The organism is Limimaricola sp. (genome assembly GCF_016125575.1).
Taxonomy (GTDB): domain Bacteria; phylum Pseudomonadota; class Alphaproteobacteria; order Rhodobacterales; family Rhodobacteraceae; genus WGLM01.
On the sequence record NZ_WGLM01000005.1, the window covers coordinates 306,354 to 327,772 of the forward strand.

At 64.1% G+C, this 21,419-nt stretch carries 19 protein-coding genes; 10 read left to right on the plus strand and 9 right to left on the minus strand.

All coding sequences use genetic code 11. From position 1 onward, the window contains the following. The first annotated feature begins 133 nt into the window (after positions 1 to 133). The 8 genes from GC146_RS12905 (at position 134) to GC146_RS12940 (ending at position 6,582) form a co-directional block, all read left to right on the plus strand. Positions 134 to 1,327: an ABC transporter substrate-binding protein gene (locus GC146_RS12905; protein ID WP_291839232.1), complete on the plus strand. Its 1,194-nt coding sequence runs from the start codon at positions 134 to 136 to the stop codon at positions 1,325 to 1,327. 142 nt (positions 1,328 to 1,469) lie between these two features. After that, positions 1,470 to 2,252 carry an ABC transporter ATP-binding protein gene (locus tag GC146_RS12910; protein WP_291839235.1) on the plus strand — a complete coding sequence of 261 codons (783 nt, stop codon included), beginning with the start codon at positions 1,470 to 1,472 and terminating at the stop codon, positions 2,250 to 2,252. Beyond that, complete coding sequence (locus GC146_RS12915) at positions 2,249 to 3,079, plus strand: ABC transporter ATP-binding protein (RefSeq protein ID WP_291839238.1); 831 nt, start codon at positions 2,249 to 2,251, stop codon at positions 3,077 to 3,079. Before GC146_RS12910 ends, GC146_RS12915 begins: the two co-directional genes overlap by 4 nt. A gap of 6 nt (positions 3,080 to 3,085) precedes the next feature. Then, complete coding sequence (locus GC146_RS12920) at positions 3,086 to 3,514, plus strand: hypothetical protein (protein ID WP_291839241.1); 429 nt, start codon at positions 3,086 to 3,088, stop codon at positions 3,512 to 3,514. Continuing rightward, positions 3,511 to 3,897 carry a hypothetical protein gene (locus tag GC146_RS12925; RefSeq protein WP_291839244.1) on the plus strand — a complete coding sequence of 129 codons (387 nt, stop codon included), beginning with the start codon at positions 3,511 to 3,513 and terminating at the stop codon, positions 3,895 to 3,897. Before GC146_RS12920 ends, GC146_RS12925 begins: the two co-directional genes overlap by 4 nt. Further along, positions 3,894 to 4,280 (plus strand): hypothetical protein, encoded by a 387-nt coding sequence (locus tag GC146_RS12930; RefSeq protein WP_291839247.1) that lies wholly within the window; start codon positions 3,894 to 3,896, stop codon positions 4,278 to 4,280. Before GC146_RS12925 ends, GC146_RS12930 begins: the two co-directional genes overlap by 4 nt. Beyond that, positions 4,280 to 5,290 (plus strand): branched-chain amino acid ABC transporter permease, encoded by a 1,011-nt coding sequence (locus tag GC146_RS12935; protein ID WP_291839250.1) that lies wholly within the window; start codon positions 4,280 to 4,282, stop codon positions 5,288 to 5,290. Before GC146_RS12930 ends, GC146_RS12935 begins: the two co-directional genes overlap by 1 nt. Beyond that, positions 5,287 to 6,582 (plus strand): branched-chain amino acid ABC transporter permease, encoded by a 1,296-nt coding sequence (locus GC146_RS12940; RefSeq protein ID WP_291839254.1) that lies wholly within the window; start codon positions 5,287 to 5,289, stop codon positions 6,580 to 6,582. Before GC146_RS12935 ends, GC146_RS12940 begins: the two co-directional genes overlap by 4 nt. Positions 6,583 to 6,692: 110 nt before the next feature. On the opposite strand, the gene GC146_RS12945 is transcribed toward GC146_RS12940, so the two are convergent. Continuing rightward, entirely contained in the window at positions 6,693 to 7,571 is an 879-nt protein-coding gene (locus GC146_RS12945) for an NAD(P)-dependent oxidoreductase (protein WP_291839257.1), read from the minus strand. A gap of 97 nt (positions 7,572 to 7,668) precedes the next feature. On the opposite strand from GC146_RS12945, the gene GC146_RS12950 reads away from it, so the two are divergent. Continuing rightward, positions 7,669 to 10,134: a penicillin acylase family protein gene (locus GC146_RS12950; protein WP_291839261.1), complete on the plus strand. Its 2,466-nt coding sequence runs from the start codon at positions 7,669 to 7,671 to the stop codon at positions 10,132 to 10,134. Positions 10,135 to 10,178: 44 nt separating this feature from the next. Next, the gene (locus GC146_RS12955; RefSeq protein WP_291839264.1) at positions 10,179 to 10,937 is read left to right on the plus strand and encodes a GGDEF domain-containing protein; all 759 of its coding nucleotides are present in this window, start codon (positions 10,179 to 10,181) and stop codon (positions 10,935 to 10,937) included. Positions 10,938 to 10,963: 26 nt separating this feature from the next. Here GC146_RS12955 and hflX read toward each other — a convergent pair whose 3' ends face one another. From hflX to dusB, 8 genes are all read right to left on the minus strand, one after another. After that, the gene (gene hflX, locus GC146_RS12960) at positions 10,964 to 12,241 is read right to left on the minus strand and encodes a GTPase HflX (RefSeq protein ID WP_291839266.1); all 1,278 of its coding nucleotides are present in this window, start codon (positions 12,239 to 12,241) and stop codon (positions 10,964 to 10,966) included. A 6-nt stretch (positions 12,242 to 12,247) separates the two neighbouring features. Next, positions 12,248 to 12,481, minus strand: a complete 234-nt coding sequence (gene hfq, locus GC146_RS12965; protein ID WP_291839268.1) for an RNA chaperone Hfq — start codon at positions 12,479 to 12,481, stop codon at positions 12,248 to 12,250. A 110-nt stretch (positions 12,482 to 12,591) separates the two neighbouring features. Beyond that, positions 12,592 to 13,968, minus strand: a complete 1,377-nt coding sequence (trkA, locus tag GC146_RS12970) for a Trk system potassium transporter TrkA (protein ID WP_291839271.1) — start codon at positions 13,966 to 13,968, stop codon at positions 12,592 to 12,594. A 60-nt stretch (positions 13,969 to 14,028) separates the two neighbouring features. Beyond that, positions 14,029 to 15,426: a sigma-54 dependent transcriptional regulator gene (locus GC146_RS12975; RefSeq protein ID WP_291839274.1), complete on the minus strand. Its 1,398-nt coding sequence runs from the start codon at positions 15,424 to 15,426 to the stop codon at positions 14,029 to 14,031. A gap of 10 nt (positions 15,427 to 15,436) precedes the next feature. Continuing rightward, complete coding sequence (locus GC146_RS12980; RefSeq protein WP_291840724.1) at positions 15,437 to 17,662, minus strand: PAS domain-containing sensor histidine kinase; 2,226 nt, start codon at positions 17,660 to 17,662, stop codon at positions 15,437 to 15,439. A gap of 128 nt (positions 17,663 to 17,790) precedes the next feature. Beyond that, on the minus strand, positions 17,791 to 19,155 hold the full coding sequence (locus GC146_RS12985; RefSeq protein WP_291839277.1) for a response regulator: 1,365 nt from the start codon (positions 19,153 to 19,155) through the stop codon (positions 17,791 to 17,793). 1 nt (position 19,156) lies between these two features. Beyond that, positions 19,157 to 20,251 (minus strand): ATP-binding protein, encoded by a 1,095-nt coding sequence (locus tag GC146_RS12990; protein WP_291839281.1) that lies wholly within the window; start codon positions 20,249 to 20,251, stop codon positions 19,157 to 19,159. Next, positions 20,248 to 21,225, minus strand: coding sequence for a tRNA dihydrouridine synthase DusB (gene dusB / locus GC146_RS12995; protein ID WP_291839284.1), 978 nt, complete (start codon positions 21,223 to 21,225; stop codon positions 20,248 to 20,250). The genes GC146_RS12990 and dusB overlap by 4 nt, the downstream gene beginning before the upstream one ends. Positions 21,226 to 21,419: the final 194 nt, after the last annotated feature.

Sequence of the window (21,419 nt, forward strand, 5' to 3'; positions counted from 1 at the left end):
GTCGCATCCGGGGACGAATCGACTGCAATCGGGCCAAAAGCGGGCAGATGCCCTGCGCGAACCCGCTTCCCTTTTGATTTTTGCCTGAGTAGGTTTCCCGGCAGGATAAACATATCCAATAGGGAGACTACCAATGAAGAAACTGCTGCTGGCAACCGCGGCAACCGCGCTTTTCGCCGGTGCCGCATCTGCCGACGAAGTGAAGATCGGCGTGCTGCTGGGCTATACCGGCCCGCTGGAATCGATCACCCCGACGATGGCCGACTCGGCCGAGATGGCCATGAAGGAAGTGTCGGATTCGGGCAAACTGCTCGGCGGCGATACCGTTACTTCGGTCCGCGGTGACTCGACCTGCATCGACAGCGCCGCCGCGACGGCCGCCGCCGAACGTCTTGTGACCTCCGACAAGGTCGCCGCGATCGTCGGCGCCGACTGCTCGGGCGTGACTGGCTCGGTCCTGCAGAACGTCGCGCGTCCAAACGGCATTGTCATGGTGTCGCCCTCCGCGACCTCTCCGGCGCTTTCGACCGCCGAGGATGACGGCCTGTTCTTCCGTACCGCCCCGTCGGATGCCCGTCAGGGCGTCGTGATGGCAGAAGTGCTGCTCAAGCGCGGCTACAAGACCGTCGCGCTGACCTACACCAACAACGACTACGGCAAGGGTTTGGCTGACAGCTTCAAGGAATCGTTCGAGGCCCAAGGCGGCACCGTGACGATCTCGGCCCCGCACGAAGACGGCAAGGCCGACTACTCGGCGGAAGTTGCCTCGCTGGCCGCAGCCGGTGGCGACATCCTTGTTGACGCGGGCTATGTCGACCAGGGCGGCAAGGGGATCATCCAGGCCGCGCTCGACACCGGCGCGTTCGATACGTTCTACCTGCCCGACGGCATGTATGGCGACAGCCTGATCGCCGCCATCGGCGCGCCGATGAACGGTAGCTTCGGCGACGTTCCCGGCATCGACAACGACGGTTCGCGCAAGTTCATCGAGATGGCCAAGGCCGCCGGCATTGACGGCACCTCGTCCTTCGCGCCGGAAAGCTACGACGCCGCCGCGCTGATCATGCTGGCCATGGAAGCCGCGAAGTCGACCAATTCGAAGGACTTTGCCGGCAAGATCATGGAAATCGCCAACGGCCCCGGCGAAAAGATCCTGCCCGGCCAGCTGGCCCACGCGCTGGACCTGATCGATCAGGGCAAGCCGATCGACTATGAAGGTGCCACGGCCGTGACCCTGATCGGGCCCGGCGAAAGCGCCGGCAACTACCGGATCTACACGATCAAGGACGGCACCCAGGTGACCGACGAGTACATCCAGGCGCCGTAACCGGTGCAAGGATCGGCCCGGAAACAACCGTTTCCGGGCCGATTCATTCCTTGAAAGAATAATCCGGCCATCAGGCCGACCGGAGGTCGCGGACCGGCACGCTGCCGGGAACCGCATGACCCCAACAGGGGGATATCGCCCGATGATCGTTGTCGAAGACTTGCACAAGCATTTCGGCGGCTTCCATGCCGTCGACGGTGCATCACTGAAGATCACACCGGGATCCATCACCGGGCTGATCGGCCCGAACGGCGCAGGAAAGACCACCCTTTTCAACGTGATCGCTGGCGTTCTTCAACCAACGTCCGGGCGGGTGACGATGGACGGCGTCGACATCACCGGGCTTCCGCCACATGACCTTTTCCATCGGGGCCTGCTACGGACTTTCCAGATCGCACATGAATTCTCGTCGATGACGGTGCGCGAGAACCTGATGATGGTGCCCGCCGGCCAGTCGGGTGAAACAGTGTGGAACACGTGGTTTGCCCGTGGTCGTATCGCCCGCGAGGAACGCGCCCTGCGCGACAAGGCCGACGAAGTGCTGGATTTCCTGACCATCAGCCATCTGCGCGAAGAGAAGGCCGGCAACCTGTCCGGCGGCCAGAAAAAGCTGCTGGAGCTGGGCCGCACGATGATGGTCGATGCCAAGATCGTCTTTCTCGACGAGGTCGGCGCAGGTGTGAACCGCACGCTCCTGAACACGATCGGCGACGCGATCGTGCGATTGAACAAGGAACGCAATTACACCTTCGTCGTGATCGAGCACGACATGGATTTCATTGGCCGCATCTGCGACCCGGTCATCTGCATGGCCGAGGGCAAGGTTCTGGCCGAAGGCACACTGGACGAGATCAAGGCCAACGAGCACGTGATCGAGGCCTACCTGGGCACCGGGCTGAAGAACAAGGATAAGGTAGGCGCATGAGCGACAAGGACCCCCTTCAGGACGACCGCGGCAACAAGGACATCAGCATCACCAACCCTTCCGGCCGCGGCGAGATCCCGACGACGCTGCGCAGCGGCGCAACCTCGAAGGTGGATGGCGAGCCGTTTCTGGTCGGCGAGAACATGACAGGCGGCTATGGCCGCGGTCCTGACATCCTGAACGATTGCACCGTGGCCGTGGACCGGGGCGAAATCGCCGTGATCGTCGGCCCCAACGGCGCGGGCAAGTCGACCGCGATGAAGGCGATCTTCGGCATGCTTAACATGCATGGCGGGCGCGTGGTGCTGGATGGCGAGGATATCAGCGCGCTCAGCCCGCAGGACCGGGTGGCGCGCGGCATGGGTTTCGTGCCGCAGGTGCGCAACATCTTCCCCTCGATGACGGTGGAAGAAAACCTGGAAATGGGCGCCTTCATCCGCCGCGACGATTTCCGTACGACAATGGAGCAGGTCTACGACCTGTTTCCGATCCTGAAGGAAAAGCGCCGTCAGCCCGCGGGCGAGCTTTCGGGCGGGCAGCGCCAGCAGGTGGCGGTGGGTCGTGCCCTTATGACGCAGCCCAAGGTGCTGATGCTTGACGAGCCGACCGCAGGCGTCAGCCCGATCGTCATGGACGAACTTTTCGACCGCATTATCGAGGTGGCACGCACCGGCATCCCGATCCTGATGGTCGAGCAGAACGCGCGACAGGCGCTAGAGATTGCGGACAAGGGATATGTCCTTGTCACCGGGCGCAACGCCCATACCGGCACCGGCAAGGAATTGCTGGCCGATCCCGAGGTCCGCCGCTCGTTCCTTGGAGGATGAGGTTCCGTGTGGAAATTATGGGCACTCGTCGGGATGGTTTTTGCAGCCATCTCGGGGATGGCGGCTTGGGTCGGCTGGCAGGTGCTGTCACAGCAGCGCGCCGATGCCGCGCGCACCTATCCGACGCTGGCGTGCCATTTCGAGACTTGGTGCGAGGCGTACGACTGCACCGTGCCGCGCCCGGCCGATTTCCGGATCACCCCGCGCGGAGCGTTCGACCGGTCCTACCTGTGGATGCCTCCCTGGAACACCCAGATGTCCAGCATTTCGGGCGAGGGGCAGATTACCTGGCTGCCGTCGCAAACCGGGCTGGGCAGCATGGACCTGACGGTGAAGGACACCGGAGAGATGACGCTGGCGTGGCGCCGCACGCCGGGCAGCGACCGGGTCGACGCGACCGGCTCCGGCACCTGCGTACCCGGGCCCGAGGCATGAGAGCTGCAAGCCTGATCATGCTGGCGCTTGGCCTCGCCCCTGCCCCGCTTCTGGCGGAAGGCGCGCGCATCACCTTGACCTGCACCGCGACGAAAGCCTGCGATGCCGCGGGCAGTTGCGCCCCCGACAGCATGCAGACCAGCTTTACCTTTGCCCCGGCGACTGTCGATGACACGGGCGCAGGCGCCTATGACCTGACCCATGACGGCGCCGCCCTGACTGCCACCGCACTGTCGCGCCTCGGCCCCTTCGCATGGTCCGCGGGCCCCGACGACAGCGAGGCGCTGCTGGTCACAGGCGCGGCGCAGGCGCTGTGGCAGGTTCTGACCCCTTCGACGGGCACCAGCACACTGCATTTTCTTGCCTGCGAGGTAACCCAATGATCACCCGAACGCTGACCCTTGCCGCCTGTCTTCTGGCCCCCGCACTGGCCCCCGAACTGGCAACCGCGCAAACCGCGCAGCCCGCCGTCACGACACTGCTGACCTGCACCTTCGGCAACGACACGGTGACGCTGGTGGATGGCGGGGCCGGCAAGAAACTGCAAGTCGGCGGGCTTTACTACGATGCGGCCTTCCGGCCGGCCGGGTCCGATGGCGGCGTCGCGGCAATCTTCACGATGCTCGACTACGGCCCGATGATGATTGCGGTCGAGAACAAGACACAAGACGGCAGTCACGTGGCCCAGATCTCGGCCGCCGCGCGCACCGATAACGGCATCACCACCAAAAGCACGATGGGCACCTGCACCGAAGGGGCGAACTGATGGATCTTCTCAACGCGTTTATCACGCTGATGAACTACGTGATCATACCGGGCGCCTCCTATGGCGCGCAATTGTCACTGGGCGCACTCGGGGTCACGCTGATCTACGGCATCCTGCGATTTTCGAACTTCGCCCATGGCGACACGATGGCCTTCGGCACAATGGTGACCATTCTGGTCACATGGTGGTTCCAGTCGATGGGCATGCATCTGTGGGTGCTTCCCACGGCGCTGCTGGCCCTGCCCTTCGGCATTATCGCCACGTCGCTTTTCGTGCTGGGCACGGACAGGGCCGTCTACCGATTTTACCGGGCGCGAAAGGCAGCGCCGGTGATCCTTGTGATCGTGTCGATGGGCGTGATGTTCATCACCAACGGCATCGTGCGGATCATCATCGGCACCGAAGAACAGAATTTCCTCGACGGGACGCGCTTCATCATTTCGGCACGTACCTTCAAGGAGATGACCGGCCTGCCCGAAGGTCTGGCGTTCAAGACAACGCAAGGTCTGACGATCGTGACCGCGGTCATCGTGGTGGCGGTGCTGTTCTGGTTTCTCAACAAGACCCGGACCGGCAAATCGATGCGCGCCTTTTCCGATAACGAGGATCTTGCCCTGCTTTCGGGCATCAACCCCGAGAAGGTGGTGACCGTGACATGGATCATCGTCGCGGGGCTGGCGACCATTGCGGGCGTGCTTTACGGCCTCGACAAGTCGTTCAAGCCCTTCACCTACTTCCAGTTGTTGCTACCGATTTTCGCGGCCGCCATTGTTGGTGGCCTCGGCAACCCGCTGGGCGCCATCGCAGGCGGCTTCGTGATCGCGTTTTCCGAGGTCACCGTGACCTACGCGTGGAAGAAGGTGCTGGTCTATGCCCTGCCAAATGGCTGGGGGCCTGATGGCCTCTCGCAACTTCTGTCGACCGATTACAAGTTCGCGGTCAGCTTCGCGATCCTGGTGATCGTGCTTCTGTTCAAGCCTACGGGCCTCTTCAAGGGACAATCGGTATGACCCTGAAAAACATCCTCTATTTCGCTTTCGTCGCGGCGCTCTTCATCGGCACCGGGATATTGCAAAGCTGGAACCTCGCACTGAGCGTGCTGAACTACGCAATCATCTCGGCGGTGATGGCGCAGGGCGTCAACATGCAATGGGGGTACGCGGGCCTGTTCAACACCGGCGTCATGGGTTTCGTGGCGCTGGGTGGTCTTGCCGTCGTGCTGACCTCGGCCGCCCCGGTTCCCGATGCATGGGCCGCTGGCGGGCCGCGTATTCTGGGCGCGCTGGTGCTGGGCGCCCTGATCATCGGCCTGGCGATCTTTCTCTACAAGCGAATGCACAAGGGGCGCGCGCGCAACCTGACCATGCTGGTGGTGCTTGTCGGCGGCTTCTTCCTGTACCGGGCCGTGCTGGACCCGGCCGTCGTGGCCGTCGAGGCGGTGCGCCCAGCCTCTGCCGGCTTCCTCGGCGGGCTGGGCCTGCCGATCCTGTTCTCTTGGCCTGTGGGCGGCGTTCTGGCCGCCGTGGCGGCCTGGGCCATCGGCAAGACGGCACTGGGCTTGCGGTCCGACTATCTTGCCATCGCAACGCTGGGCATCGCCGAGATCGTGCTGGCCGTGATGAAGAACGAGGACTGGATGGATCGTGGCGTCAAGAACGTCATCTCTCTGCCCCGTCCGGTGCCCTACGAGGTGAACCTGCAGCAGGCGCCGTGGTTCCTCGACATGGCCGCGAAGTATCATTTCGATCCGGTCGTCGGCTCTTCGGTGATGGTCAAGCTGATGTACGCGGGGCTTTTCTCGGTCGTTCTGATCATCGTGCTCATTCTGGCCGAGCTGATGCTGAAATCGCCCTGGGGGCGGATGATGCGCGCCATTCGCGACAACGAGACGGCGGCCGAGGCGATGGGCAAGGACGTGACGCGCCGGCACCTGCAGGTCTTTATCCTCGGCTCGGCCGTGATCGGCATCGCGGGCGCGATGATGACGACCATCGACGGCCAGCTGACGCCGACCAGCTACCAGCCACTGCGCTACACCTTCCTTGTCTGGGTGATGGTGATCGTCGGCGGGTCGGGCAACAACTGGGGCTCGCTGCTGGGTGGTTTTCTTATCTGGTGGCTCTGGAGCCAGATGGAATCGATCGGTCCCGCCACCATGGGCCTGATCACCGCCGGTCTTCCCGATGGCGGGCTGAAGAGCCACCTGATTGATGCGGCCGCGCAGATGCGCCTGCTGATGATGGGTGTGGTGCTGCTGCTGGTGCTGCGGTTCAGTCCACGCGGGCTCATACCTGAACGATGATGCTGCGGAACGCGTGACGCAAAACGACGAGGCCAGAAGAAGCACCCTTCTTCTGGCCTCAAAGTTTTTCCTGTGTGGCGCTTGTCGGCGCCCGGCAGTCTACCGGGGGCCTAGGCCCCGTCCAGCGCCCGCAAACGCTTGATCAGCGACGAGGTATCCCAGCGGCCGCCGCCCAGCTTTTGCACGTCCTTGTAGAACTGATCGACCAGCGCCGTCACCGGCAGGCTGGCCCCATTTTCGTTGGCAGCGGCAAGGCAGATACCCAGATCCTTGCGCATCCAGTCCACCGCAAAGCCGTGTTCGAAATGATCTTCGATCATCGTCTGGTAGCGGTTCGACATCTGCCAGCTTCCTGCGGCGCCCTGGCTGATCACTTCGACCACGGCGGCGACGTCCAGCCCTGCATGCTCTGCGAAATGCAGCGATTCCGACAGGCCCTGCACGAGGCCCGCGATGGCGATCTGGTTGCACATCTTGGTCAGCTGGCCCGCGCCGCTGTCGCCCAGCCGGCGGCAGATCTTGGCATAGGCCGCGATGATTGGCTCGGCGCGCGCATAGGCCCCGGCATCTCCTCCGCACATCACCGAAAGCTGGCCATTCTCCGCCCCCGCCTGACCACCGGAAACAGGCGCATCGACGAAGCTGATCTGCGCCGCGTTGGCCGCGGCGAAAAGCTCGCGCGTGACCGCGGCAGAGACGGTGGTGTGGTCGATGAAAACGGTACCGCGCGCCATGGCGGCGAAGGCGCCATCGGGCCCGGTACAGACCGCGCGCAGGTCATCGTCATTGCCGACACAGGCCAGCACGAATTCGGCCCCCTGCGCGGCGGCGGCGGGCGTTGGCGCTGCCTTGCCACCGTGCTTGGCAACCCACGCCTCGGCCCGGGCGGCGGTGCGGTTATAAACCGTGACGTCATGCCCGGCCTTCACAAGGTGGCCGGCCATCGGCCCCCCCATCACGCCAATTCCCAGAAATGCGACCTTTGCCATCTGCTTGCCCCCTCGCGCCTTGTCATTAAAACGGCTACCGATACCTAACCGTTCACCCGATCCCGTCAACTGTGACGGGACCCCAAGAAGGCGCAAGATGACCCGACTGTTCCGATGGCTGTTGCGGATTGCGGCCGGCTTGATCGTGCTGTTGGTAGCGGCCGTCGGGTTGATCTACTACTTCGTGACCCGTTCGGTCCCCGACTACAACGCGCATTACCAGGTCGCCGGAATCACCGCCCCGCTTGAGATCGTGCGCGACCATGCCGACGTGCCGCACATCTTTGGCAAGACCGACACCGACAGCTTTTTCGGGCTTGGCTTCGTGCATGCCCAAGACAGGCTGTGGCAAATGACGATGCTGCGCCGCACCGCGCAGGGCCGCCTGTCAGAGCTTTTCGGGCCGCGCACCCTGAAGATCGACGAAACGATGCGCCGGCTGGGCCTTTACGACCTTGCCGTCAGTTCGGTCGCCTCGCAGGACAGCTACACCAAGGCGGCGCTGACCGCCTATGCCGCCGGCGTGAATGCGTGGATCGCCGAGGTGAACAAGGGGGCGCTTGGCCGTGGCGCGCCGGAGATGTGGCTGTTCAACCAGCCCATCGCCCCGTGGGAGCCGGCCGATTCGCTGGCGATCCTCAAACTGATCGCGCTGCAACTGTCGGGCCACATGCAGAACGAAGTGCTGCGCGCGCAGTTGTCGCTTGTGCTCAGCCCCGACAGGCTGCGCGACATCATGCCGGATGCACCGGGGGATGCGATTGCGGCCCTGCCGGAATATGCCTCGCTTGTCCCCGGCACCTCGAACCTGCGCTACGCGGCCACATCGACCGGCCCGCGTGACCCGCTTGATCCGGTCCAACCGATGGACTTGTCGGGGGCGTCAAACGCCTGGGCTGCCGCTCCGTCGCGTTCGGCAACCGGATCAACCTTGCTGGCCAACGACCCGCATCTGGACCTGACCGCGCCGTCGATCTGGTATCTGGCACGGATCGAACTGGCCGATGGCGGTGTGATCGGCGGCACGATCCCGGGTATGCCGCTGATCCTGTCGGGGCGCAGCAGCGACCTTGGCTGGGGCGTTACCGCGTCCTACCTCGACGATCAGGACGTACATGTGGAAGAGGTAAAACCAGACGATCCAACGCAGTATCGCACCGCTGATGGCTGGGCCCATTTCACCACCAAGGACAGCATCGTCACGATCAAGGGCGCGCCGGCGGTCACGCTGAAACTGCGCTGGACGCAGAACGGCCCGGTCCTGCCGCCCGGCAGTTTCCAGCTGGGCTCGATCACACCGCAGGGTGATGTCACCTCGCTCAGCTGGACCGCGCTAAGCGGCGCCGACACCTCTATGAGCGCGGCGATGGCGATCATGCGGTCTCATTCCGTGCGCGCAGCGATCGAGGCCGGCAAGACCTTCATCGCACCTGCGCTGAACCTGACATTGGCCGATCGCAACAATATCGGGCTGAAGCTGATCGGATCGATGCCCGCGCGCGACCCGGCCAATGACAGCCAAGGCCGCCTGCCGACGCTTGGCTACCTGTCGCGCAACCAGTGGCAGGGCATGTTGCCCTATGCCGACAACCCGGAATTCGTGAACCCCGCCGGCGGGATCGTTGCCAATACAAACAACAAGATCGTGGACCGCCCCTTTCCCGACAACGTGTCGTTCTGGTGGGGCGACACGCAACGCATCCACCGCCTGACCAAACTGATGCAGACCCGGCAGGTCCACACCCGCGAAAGTTTCATCGAGGCGCAGCTGGATACCGTCAGCTTCACCGCGCGTTCGCTTCTGCCGTTGATCGGGGCGAACCTGTGGTTCACCGGCGATGCCGCGCCGGACGGCACGCCCGAGGCCGACCGGCAGAAGGCGCTGAAACTGCTGGCCGCGTGGAACGGCGAGATGAACGAGCATCTGCCCGAGCCGCTGATCTACGCGGCATGGCTGCGCGCGCTGCAGGACCGGCTGATCCGCGACGAGCTGGGCCCCCTGGCCGACCGTTTTACCCATGTCGACCCTGTGTTCATCGAGCGCGTGTTCCGCAACATCGACGGCGCGGGCGCGTGGTGCGACGTGGTGCAATCGGCCCCGGTCGAAAGCTGCACCGACATCGCCCGGCTGGCGCTGGACGATGCGCTGGTCTGGATCCACGCGCATTACGCAGGCTCGCTGGAATCGCTGCGCTGGGGCGATGCGCACCAGGCGATGCAGGACCACCCTGTGTTGGGCAAGACGCCGATCCTGTCGTGGTTCGTCAACATCCGGCAATCCACCAGCGGCGGCGACAACACGCTGATGCGGGGGCAGACCTCTGGCGTCGATCCCACGCCCTTCGCCAACGTCCACGCGGCGGGCTATCGCGGGGTCTACGATTTCGCCGATCCTGACAGTTCGGTCTTCATCATCTCGACCGGGCAATCGGGCAACCCACTGTCACAGCATTACGACGATCTGGGCGAGTTGTGGCGGCGAGGGGAGTATATCCCGATGTCACTGGATCCGGGCCTTGCAAGGGCAGCGGCGGTGGGGATTACCGAGCTTTCACCGCAATAGCCGGCGTTAACGGCATCTCAACCCATCGGATGGACGATCCGGGCATGCAGATTCCGCCCGGACTTCAGTCCTTTCTGATCGCGACCATGGCCATCGGGGGCATGGGCGATTTCCTGCGCAAGGGCGGGCTGTTTCTGGGATTGGTCAACGGCGTCGCCTATGGCACCGAATTTGCCCTGACCGGCACGCTTCACGCGCCGCTAAGCAACCTGCTGATTACCTCGCTGACGACATTGCCCTTCATGGCGTTGATCTTTTACGTCGTCACCCAGATGCGCAGCATGCAGCGGCAACTGGCCGACCTTGCGATGACAGACATGCTGACGGGCCTGCCCAACCGCCGCGCGTTCTTCGAACATTCGCAAAGGGCCAGTCTGCAAAGCCCGCGCGGCGTCGTGTTCCTGATTGATGCCGATTACTTCAAGCGCATCAATGACAGTCACGGCCACGCGGTGGGTGATCTCTGTCTGCAGGCAATGGCCGCGCGGATCCGCACGGTGCTGCGTCAAGGCGACATCGTCGGCCGCGTGGGCGGCGAGGAATTCGCGGCCTTTCTGCCGGGCGCCCCGTTGCGTGACGCGGTAGAAATCGGTCAGCGGCTGGTCGAGGCGATCGAGGTGGACCTTGGCCCGCCGGCGGGCGCGGTTAGCCTGACGATGTCGATCGGCGCGGCCGAAATTACGCGGGCCAGCGGGTTTGACCAGATCCTGCGCCTAGCCGATGACGCGCTTTACCACGCCAAGGAAACAGGGCGCGCGCGGCTGGTTGTCTGGCAACCGGGTCTGTCGCCCGTCGCGGCCTGATTGCCATTGCTGCGGGCCCGCCTGCGTCAGGTTTGCAAGTTGGCGAAACGGGCCTTCTGGATGGCCGTCCACGTCACCGTCAGGCGACTGCCGGTATCGGTCTGCTCTTCGGCGTCCACGACACCCTCGTTATGCAACCATGCCCGCGCCCGGCCCGCCGCAAAGGGCAAGTCCAGCACTTCGGTTGTTTGCGGCGCGCGGACGGCCTCGGCAATGGCGTCCAGCAAGGCGTCAATGCCCTGGCCCTCAATGGCCGACACGGCAAACAGCCCCTTGGTGCGGTCGGACTGCCGCTCGACCGCGGCGCGCGCCTCGCCTTCCAACAAGTCGATCTTGTTCCAGACCTCGATCAGCGGCGCCGTCTCGGACACGCCCAGCCCGTGCAGGATCTCCATCACGTCGCGCGCTTGCGCCTCGGATTGTGGATGGCTGATATCGCGTACATGCACGATCAGGTCGGCATCCAGCACCTCTTCCAGCGTCGCGCGGAACGCGGCAACCAGTTCGGTCGGCAGGTCCGATATGAAGCCGACGGTATCGGACAGGATCACCTCGTCGCCCGCGGGCAGCACCACTCGCCGCATCGTCGGATCAAGCGTCGCGAAAAGCATGTCCTTGACCAGCACCTCGGCCCCGGTCAGTCGATTGAACAGCGTCGATTTGCCAGCGTTGGTGTAGCCCACCAGCGCCACGATCGGATAGGGCACCTTGGCCCGCGCCGCGCGATGCAGCGCGCGGGTCCTGACCACCTTGTCGAGCTTTTCCTTCAGCTTGATCAGTTGTTCGTCGATGGCGCGCCGGTCCGCCTCGATCTGCGTCTCGCCGGGCCCGCCCACAAAGCCAAGCCCACCACGCTGCCGTTCAAGGTGGGTCCAGGCCCGCACCAGCCGCGTGCGCTGGTAGCTCAGCGCCGCCATTTCCACCTGCAGCACGCCTTCGTTGGTGCGCGCCCGATCGCTGAAGATCTCGAGGATCAACCCGGTTCGGTCGAGCAGCTTGACGCCCCATTCCTTTTCAAGATTGCGCTGCTGCACCGGCCCGACGGGGCCATCGACAAGCACCAGTTCAACCTTCTCATCGGCGAATTTCTGCTTCAGCTCGGCAATCTTGCCCTTGCCGAACAGCATGCCGGGATGAACGGAAGACAGCCGCACCTGCCCTGCCCCGACAACCTCAAGCCCCGGCAACGCGGCCGCCAACCCCACAGCTTCTTCAAGCGCCGCGACAGATTCGCGGCGGTGACGGTCGGTCTTGATGTCCGGGTGCAGCACCCAGGCCCGTGTTGCGGGCCTATCATGATCCATCAAGGATTACTCTTCGCCCTCGTAAAGGCTGATCGGTTGCGCAGGCATGATCGTGGAAATCGCGCTCTTGTAGACAAGCTGCGATTGCCCGTCGCGGCGCAAAAGCACGCAGAAGCTGTCGAACCAGGTGATCACCCCCTGCAGCTTCACGCCGTTGATGAGAAAGATCGTTACCGGAACCTTCGTCTTGCGGACATGGTTGAGGAATGCATCCTGCAGATTCTGTTTGTCGGCCGCCATGGAATTCCGTCCCTTGTTCTTGCGACCGCTGACCGGCCGTTGTCATTCATCCGGGCCAGTATGTCGCGGGCCGAAACGGGATTCCAGACAAAAAACAGCGTGCTACGGCGTCAGAAGAAGTCGATCGAGACCTGCAACAGTTGCTCGACCGCCGGCACGTCGGCCGCCATCGAAAAGATGGCCACGACGTCGCCCGCGTCAATGCGCGTCTCGCCAGTGGGTTTGACCAGCTTTTCGCCCTTCATCACGCCACCGATCAGCACGCCCTCGGGGAAGGTGATGTCGCGGATCTTCTTGCCCGCCATGGGCGAAGTGCCCAACACCTGCGCCTCGATCATCTCGGCCTCGGCATCGCCGATGGAATAGACGGCGCGCACGCGGCCATGGCGGATATGGCGCAGGATGGAACTAACGGTCGTGGCGCGCGGGTTGATGTAGGCGTCGATGTTCATCGGCCCCATCAGCGGCACAAGGCTGGGATCGTTGACAAGGCAGATCGCCATCGGACACCCCATCGCCTTGGCCCTGACCGAAACAAGAAGGTTGGTCTTGTCGTCGTCGGTGACGCAAAGGATGGCATCGGTCTGGCCGATATTCGCCTCTTCCAGAAGCGCCGAATCCATCCCGTCGCCGTTCAGCACGATCGTCCGGTCCAGCGCCTCGGCCGCGCGCTCGGCGATCGCACGATTGCGCTCGATCACCCGCACACGCACCCGGTCGCCGCGCCGTTCCAGCGCGCGAGCCACGGCAAGGCCCACATTGCCGCCGCCGATGATGACCACACGCTCCTGCTTGAGATCGGTTTTGCCGAAAATCTCCAGCGTGCGCGCCGTGTCGATGACGTCCGAGAAGACATAACAATCGTCGCCGGCAAAGATCTGATCGCCCGGTGCGGGCGCAAACAGCACCCCATCGCGCCGGATACCCACGACAATGGCGCGCAGCGTCGAGAAGAGATCGGTCAACTGCCGCAGCGGCGTATTGATGACCGGGCAGTCGCCATCGATCGTGATCCCCAGAAGCTGACCCCGCCCGCCAAGAAAACTCTCGGTGTCGAAGGCCGAGGGTGCGGCAAGCCGTTGCAGCGCCGCATCGGCCACCTCGCGCTCTGGGCTGATCACCACGTCGATGGGCAGGTGATCGCGCCGATAAAGATCGGAATAGATCGCGGTCAGATAGCTTTGCGCGCGCAGCCGGGCGATCTTGCGCTGGATGTCAAAAACAGAATGCGCGACCTGACAGGTGACCATGTTCACCTCGTCCGAATAGGTTGCGGCAATGATCATGTCGGCGTCGCGTGCGCCGGCGCGTTCCAGCACGTCCGGATAGCTGGCATGCCCGGTGACGCCCTGCACGTCCAGCGTCTCGGTCGCGCGACGGACAAGATCGGCATTGTTGTCGACGATTGTCACGTCGTTGCGTTCGCCCGACAGGTGCCGGGCGATTTGCCAGCCCACCTGCCCCGCACCGCAGATGATCACCTTCATGCCCGCACTCCCGCTGTCTCAGGGCCTCGTCGTGACAGAGGGCGCAGACACGGTCAACGCTCAGTCTTCGTCGACATAGGCAACACGACCGCCGGCCTTCGACGTGGTGACCACGCCTAGGCTTTTCAGCTTGCGGTGCAGCGCCGAACGTTCCATGCCCACGAAGGCCGCTGTCCTGCTGATATTGCCGCCGAAACGGTTGATCTGCGTCAGCAGGTATTCCCTCTCGAACAACTCGCGCGCCTCGCGCAGGGGCAGCGTGGCCAGCCCCCCCGACAGCACGATGCGCCCTTCCTCGGGCCCGGTCTCGTCGGCACTGGGCAATTCGCGCGCAGCGATGTCACCGCCCGCTTCGCCAAGGATCAGGATGCGCTCCATCACGTTGCGCAACTGGCGCACGTTGCCGGGCCAAAGCATTGTCTGCAAAAGGGCGCGGGCATCGTCGGCCAGCCGGCGCAGCGGCAACCCCTGCGTGCGGTTGAACATGCCGATGAAATGCTCGGCCAGAAGCGGGATGTCCTCGCGTCGCTCCTCAAGGCTGGGCACCGCGATGGGCACCACGTTAAGGCGATGAAACAGTTCCTGCCGAAAACGGCCCTGGGCAATTTCTTCGCCAAGGTCCCGGGTTGTCGAGGAAATAACGCGCAGGTCCACCTGTACCTTTGCAGTGCCTCCAACACGCTGAAACTGCTGATCGACAAGCACCCTCAGGATTTTGGATTGGGTGCCAAGCGGCATATCTGCGACCTCGTCGAAATAGATCACGCCGCCGTTGGCCTGCTCCAACAGGCCTTTCTCGACACCCCTGTCGGCGCCCTCACGGCCAAACAACACCTCTTCCATCCGTTCAGGCTCTACCGAGGCGGAACTGACGGTAACAAAGGGCGATTCCGACCGCGTCGAATGGGCGTGAATATAGCGGGCGGCGGTTTCCTTGCCCGAGCCGGGCGGGCCGGCCAGCATCACTCGTCCGTTCGACCGCGTGACCTTGTCGAGCTGCGATTTGAGCGCGCGGAAGGCCGCGCTTTCGCCCAGCATCTCGCCGGTGGCGGCCTCGCCGCGGCGCAGTTCGAGGTTCTCGCGCCGCAAGCGAGAGGCCTCCATCGCGCGGCGGATCACCACCATCAACTGGTCGATATTGAACGGCTTTTCGATGAAGTCGTAGGCGCCCTGCTTGATCGCGGCGACGGCGATCTCGATATTGCCGTGGCCGGAGATGATGACGATCGGAATCTCGGGATGTTCGCGCTTGACGGTCTTGAGAATGTCGATCCCGTCCATCGCGGAATCCTTCAGCCAGATATCAAGGATCATCAACGCGGGACGCTCGCGCGCGATTTCGGCCATGCACTGCTCGGATGTGCCTGCCAGCCGGGTGGTAAAGCCCTCGTCCTTGAGGATGTCCGAGATCAGTTCGCGAATGTCGCGTTCGTCGTCGGTGATCAGGATATCGCCCATTGTCTCGTCCTTACGCTGAAATCTGTGCGGTCTGCGCCACCTGCGGAATGACCGGTAGCTCTATCACCGCCATCGCGCCGGCCCGCGCGTCGGGGGAAAAGGGTGCAGCGTCGACAAGCTGCAGGGTGCCGCCGTGCTCCTCGATGATCTTCTTGACGATCGGCAGGCCAAGCCCGGTGCCCTTGTCCCGGGTGGTGACGTAGGGTTCAAACAAGCGTTGGCGATCTTGTGGCAGGCCGATGCCGTTATCGGCCACCGTGATGCGCGCGGTGCCGTCATGGCGCTCCAGCCCCACGCGAATTTCAGGGACAAGGCCCTCGGGCGCGGCAGCACTGTCGACCAGTGTCTCGATCGCCTCGCCGGCATTCTTGATCAGGTTCGTCAGCGCCTGCGAGATCATGGTGGCGTCGATCTCGGCCATCATCGGCCCCCGATCAAGGTCGGCCACAATGCGAACGCCGGGCTGGCCCGCCTCTTGCAACGTCACCGCATCGCGCACCAGCGCGGCCAGATCCTGCGGGCTGCGCTCTGGCTCGGGCATGCGGGCAAACTTGGAAAACTCGTCAACGATGCGGCGCAGATCGCCGGTCTGGCGCACGATCACGTCCGTCATCTGCTCAAGGTCCGATGCCTCGTCGCCAAGCCGCGGTACGAACTTGCGTTTGATCCTCTCGGCCGAAAGCTGGATCGGGGTCAGCGGGTTCTTGATTTCATGCGCGATGCGGCGCGCCACGTCGCCCCATGCCGCCATGCGCTGCGCGCTGACAAGATCGGTGACGTCGTCAAAGGCCACCACGAAGCCTTCCAGCGTGCCTTCACGGCTTTGGCGTGTGGCGATACGGACCAGCAGCGTCTCTTGCTTGCCACCGCGCACAAGGTTGACCTGCGCCTGCGCGATCGCGCGTCCCTCGGCCTGCATTTGCGCAAAAAGCGGCGCGAATTCGGGGACAGAGGATGATAGTGCCCGGCCCTCTTGCGCGTCATCCAGCCCCAGCATCGCCTCTGCAGAGCGGTTGACGAAGCTGATGCGCCCGTCGCCATCAAGGCCCAGAACCCCCGACGTCACCGATCCCAACACTGAATCGAACAGCCTGCGGCGGCGCTCGATCTGCTCGGTATTTTCCAGCAGGGTTGCGCGCTGAACTTTAAGTTGCGCCGTCATCTGGTTGAAATAACGTCCCAAAAGGGCAATCTCATCGTCACCTTCATCCTCGATCACCCGCACGTCCAGATCGCCCTTGCCCACCTCCTGCGAGGCCGAAACAAGCCGACCCACCGGGCCCGACAACCGCTCGGCAAACCACAGGCCAAGCCAGATCGCCGCAAGGATCAGGATGACGGCGAAACCGAGATATATCAGCCCGAACTCGAACAGGATGCGCCCGCGGTCATGTTCAAGTTGCTGGTACAGCGCGACCGTCTGCTTGGTATTATCGAGCAGCGACAGGATCGAACCATCGACGGCGCGGGTCACGAAGAGGTAGCGATCGGTGAAGGCATCCAGCGGGATCAGCGCGCGGAATTCGTTGTTGGGCCAATCCTCGATGATGGTGATGCCGTCTTTGCGGGACTGCGCAATCTGCGCCTCGGTCGGCTGTTCGTAGTCGAATTCGTAAGATCGCGCCCCGCGCGCGCGGATCTGCCCGGTGCCGTCGATGACGAAGGCCTCGGTCAAGCCGCGTTCGATCTGTGCCTGAACCTGGCCCAAGGCAATGCGAATCTCGCCATCATCCATGAAGATCGAGGCCCGCCGCTTGGCGTCGAGATAGTCGGCCAGCGACTTGCCATCGCGGGTCAATTCGGCACGGTGTTCGTCCTCATAGGCCTGCGCTGCCGCGAGCGATGTGCCCACCACGTTGCGCACCCGGTCCGAGAACCAGCCCTCCAGCCCCACGTTGACGGTCAGCACGGCAAAGACGGCGACCAGTACGGTGGGGATCAGCGCCAGCAGCGCGAAAACACCCGTCAGCCGCAAGTGCAAGCGTGATCCGGCCGACTTGGCCCGCCGTGCGGCGATCATCTGCGCGACGCGCTGCATCACCAGCGCCGCAACGACAAGGATATAGACCATGTCCGCCAGCAGCACCATGCGCAGGGACGGTGCGCTGGCGCCCTGCCCCAGCGGCCCCAGCACGACAAAGGTGACGGCCGCCAGTATGGGGCCCAGCAGCACCAGACCCAGCGTCGCCGCATTCTGGAAACGCCTGAGTCGCCGGAGGCGGCTGAGCCGATCCATCAGCAGGCCCGAAACGTTTCGCTGCACGCCCGATTACCCCCGCGCGGCGCGCACCAAGGCGTCCGCGTCACTCTCCCCGGTCCCGCAAGTCGAATATGCGACTCTGCGGCCACGGACCTGTGGCGGTTTTACATCAACTTGCGGCGCCGTGTCACGCGGATATCCAGATCGGTCACCTTCTTGCGCAGCGTATTGCGGTTGATGCCCAGCAAATCGGCGCACTTGGCCTGGTTGCCGCCGGTGGCCTCCAGCGCGATGGTAATCAGCGGTAATTCAACCTCGCGCAGGATGCGCTGGTACAGGCCGGGCGGCGGCAGCACGCCCCCGTGCAGGTCGAAATAGCGGCGCAGATGCTTGCCGACCGAAGCCGACAGCTTGTCGCCCTCGCCACCCGAACGCAGCGGCTCCATCGCTGGCTGGTTGCTGAGGATCATCTCCATCTCGGTGCGGCTGATGTCCTCTTCGCTGGCGGTGACAACCAGACGGCGGATCGCGTTCTCAAGTTGCCGGACGTTGCCCGGCCAGCTGTAGCTGCGTGCCAGATCCAGCGCGCCGCCACCAAGACGCCGCAGTGGCAGGCCGTCCCGCTCGGCCCGTTGCAGGAAATGCTCGGCCAGAAGCGGGATATCCTCGACCCGTTCACGCAGCGCCGGCACCGCCAATGTGACCCCGGCAAGACGGTAATAAAGATCCTCGCGGAACCCGCCCTCTTCCATCAGCGCCGACAGATCGGCACGCGATGTGGACATCACCCGGGGCGCGGAATCGCCAAGACTGTCAAGCATCCGCACCAGCCGCGCCTGCGCCTCGTCACTGAAATCACTGACTTCATCGAAAAGCAGCGAACCGCCGCGCACCCGGGCCAGCACGTTGGCGGGCCCCTCCATCCCCTGCAGATCGGCTTCTGTCACGACGACGAACGGCAGCGTCCTGCGGTCTGAAAAGTCATGGATCGCCCGCGCGATGAGCGACTTGCCGGTGCCGCTTTCCCCGGTCACCAGCACCGGCAGCGCGGTATTCATCACCCGCGCGACAAGCCGGTAAAGCGTCTGCATTCCCGGTGTGCGGCCGACCAGCGGCAGATCGCCCGCCTTTTCGCTTGCCTCGGCACGCTGCGTGGGCGTGCGCCGCTTGACCTCCAGCGCGCGGGCGGCGCGCTTCATCAGGTCGGGAAGGTCGAAGGGTTTGGGCAGATAGTCGAACGCCTCCTTCTCGGCCGCTTTGATCGCGGTCATGATCGTGTTCTGCGCCGAGATGACGATCACCGGCATGCCGGGACGCAGCGCGGTGATCTGCGGCAATTGGTCAAGGCCATTGCCGTCAGGCATCACCACGTCCGAAATCACCAGGTCGCCCTTGCCCTCCTCCACCCAGCGCATCAGCGTCACAAGGCTGGACGTGGCATGGACCTTGCAGCCCGCCCGCGTCAGCGCCTGTGTCAATACGGTGCGAATGGTGCGGTCGTCATCGGCAACCAGGACGGTTCCGTCCATGTCATTTTCCTCCTGATGGGGCGGCGGTATCGGGATCGGGTTCCTGCGGCGCGCGCGGCAGCGAAATACGAAAGGCGGTTCGGCCCGGGGCGGAATCGACAGAGATCCAACCGCCCACGTCCGAAACCAGTTTGGACACGAGCGCCAGGCCAAGGCCCGTGCCATTTTCCCGCCCGGAGACGAACGGCTCGAACACATCGGCGGCGATGTCGGCGGGCAGACCCGGGCCGTCATCGATAATCTCGATCTGCAGCGGCAGGCGGGCATGGCTGCCATCAGGGCGGCGCAGGCGCAGCGCGCTGTCGTAGAAGGTGCGCAGGCGGATCACACCGCCCGGTTGGCCCGCCTCGGAGGCATTCTTGAGAAGGTTGAGGAACACCTGAAGCAACTGGTCGGCATCGGCCAGCGTCGGCGGCAGCGACGGATCGTAATCCTCGATGAACATCATGTGCGCCCCGAAACCGACCGAGGCCGATTGCCGCGCGCGGTCCAACACATCGTGGATGTTGACCGGTTTCAGGCTGGGCGGTTGCAGGTTTCCGAACTGTTCGACCTGTTCCAGCAACTTCACGATGCGCCGGGTCTCGGCCACGATCAGATCTGTCAGCTCCTGGTCATCGGGCGAAAGGCCCATCGACAGCAGTTGCGCCGCCCCGGTGATGCCTGCCAGCGGGTTCTTGATTTCGTGCGCCAACATCTCGGCCATGCCGATCGCCGATTTCACCGCCCGGCCAGACTGCATGTGCTGGGTCATCCGGCTGGCCACGTCACGCGGCGAGATCATGACCAGCATCTGCCCTTCGGACCCCTGCAGGGGCGAGACCTGAAGGTTGCACTGCCAACGTGGCTTGTCGCCGATGCCCACGTCCACATCATTGACGAAGAGCGAGGAATCGTGGTCCCGGGCCCGGGCAAAGGCGGGTTCCAGCGGGGTGTTGAACGTCACCCGTTGCCAGAGGTTCGCGCCGATCAGGGTGCGCGAAGCGAGATTCAGAAACGCTTCGGCGGCAGGGTTACAATCGACGATCATGTCGTCGGGGCCAACCAGCAGCGCCGGCACCGGCAGCGAATTCCAGAGCGCCGTATCGCGGATCATGCGGCGGCCCTTTCCCGCGCGGCAAGGGCGGTGGGCAGCAGGCGCAAGACCCTTACGGGGCTCTCTTCGCGCAGGATTGCACCACGCAAGGCACGGTCCGTTCCAGCGGTGTCCATGTACCAGCCAAGGTGCTTTCGGGCGACCTTGTTGCCCAGCTGCGCCCCGTAGAAGCTCAGCATCGCCTCGTAATGGCCCGCCACCATCGCGGCGAGCCCTGCCCCTGTGGGCACCTGGGGCGCGGGCACACCTGTCAGCCCGGCCAGAACTTGCGCAGGCAACCATGGCTGCCCGCGGGCCGCCCGGCCGATCATGACGCCGTCCGCACCCGAAGCTGCCAGCGCGCGCGCCGCCGCTGCAACGTCCACGATATCGCCATTGGCCACGACCGGAATCGTCACCGCGTCCTTCACGGCCCGGATCGCGGCCCAGTCGGCCTGCCCCTTGTAGAACTGGCAACGGGTGCGGCCGTGAATGGTGATCAGGCGCACGCCTGCGCCCTCGGCCCGGCGGGCAATCTGAGGTGCGTTCAGCATCCCGTCGTCCCAGCCCAGACGGGTCTTCAGTGTAACAGGCACATCGACGGCGCCCACCACCGCTTCGATCAAACGCAGCGCGTGGTCGGGATCACGCATCAGGGCCGAGCCGGACCAGCCGTTCGTGACCATCTTCGACGGGCAGCCCATGTTGATGTCGATCAGCTGCGCACCATTGTCGGCCACCATCCGCGCGGCTTCTGCCATCCAGTAGGCCTCTCGCCCAGCAAGCTGCACGGCCGTCGCGGCCTCGCCCAGACCCAGTTCGGCTTTCGCGCGGGTGCCGGGGCGGGCCTGAACCATCTCCTGGCTGGCGACCATTTCCGACACGACCCAGCCCACGCCGAATCCGGCAACCAGTTGCCGGAATGGCAGATCTGTGATTCCCGCCAGCGGCGCCAGCGCGACGGGCGCAAGCCGATCATCTCCGGCAACGGTCAATGGGAGGAGCGATGTCAAAGGGTCACGAATTCGCTGTTTTTGTTTGCAGTCTGGCCATCACATAGCCCCGTCATCGGGGCCCGGCAACGCGACAGGCTGCCCACTTCGTGCTAATTCGCGGCAAACGCCCAGAAATTAGGCAAATCGACACGGCAAAGCCAGCATTTGCCCTCTTGCGCGGCCCGGCGTAGGAA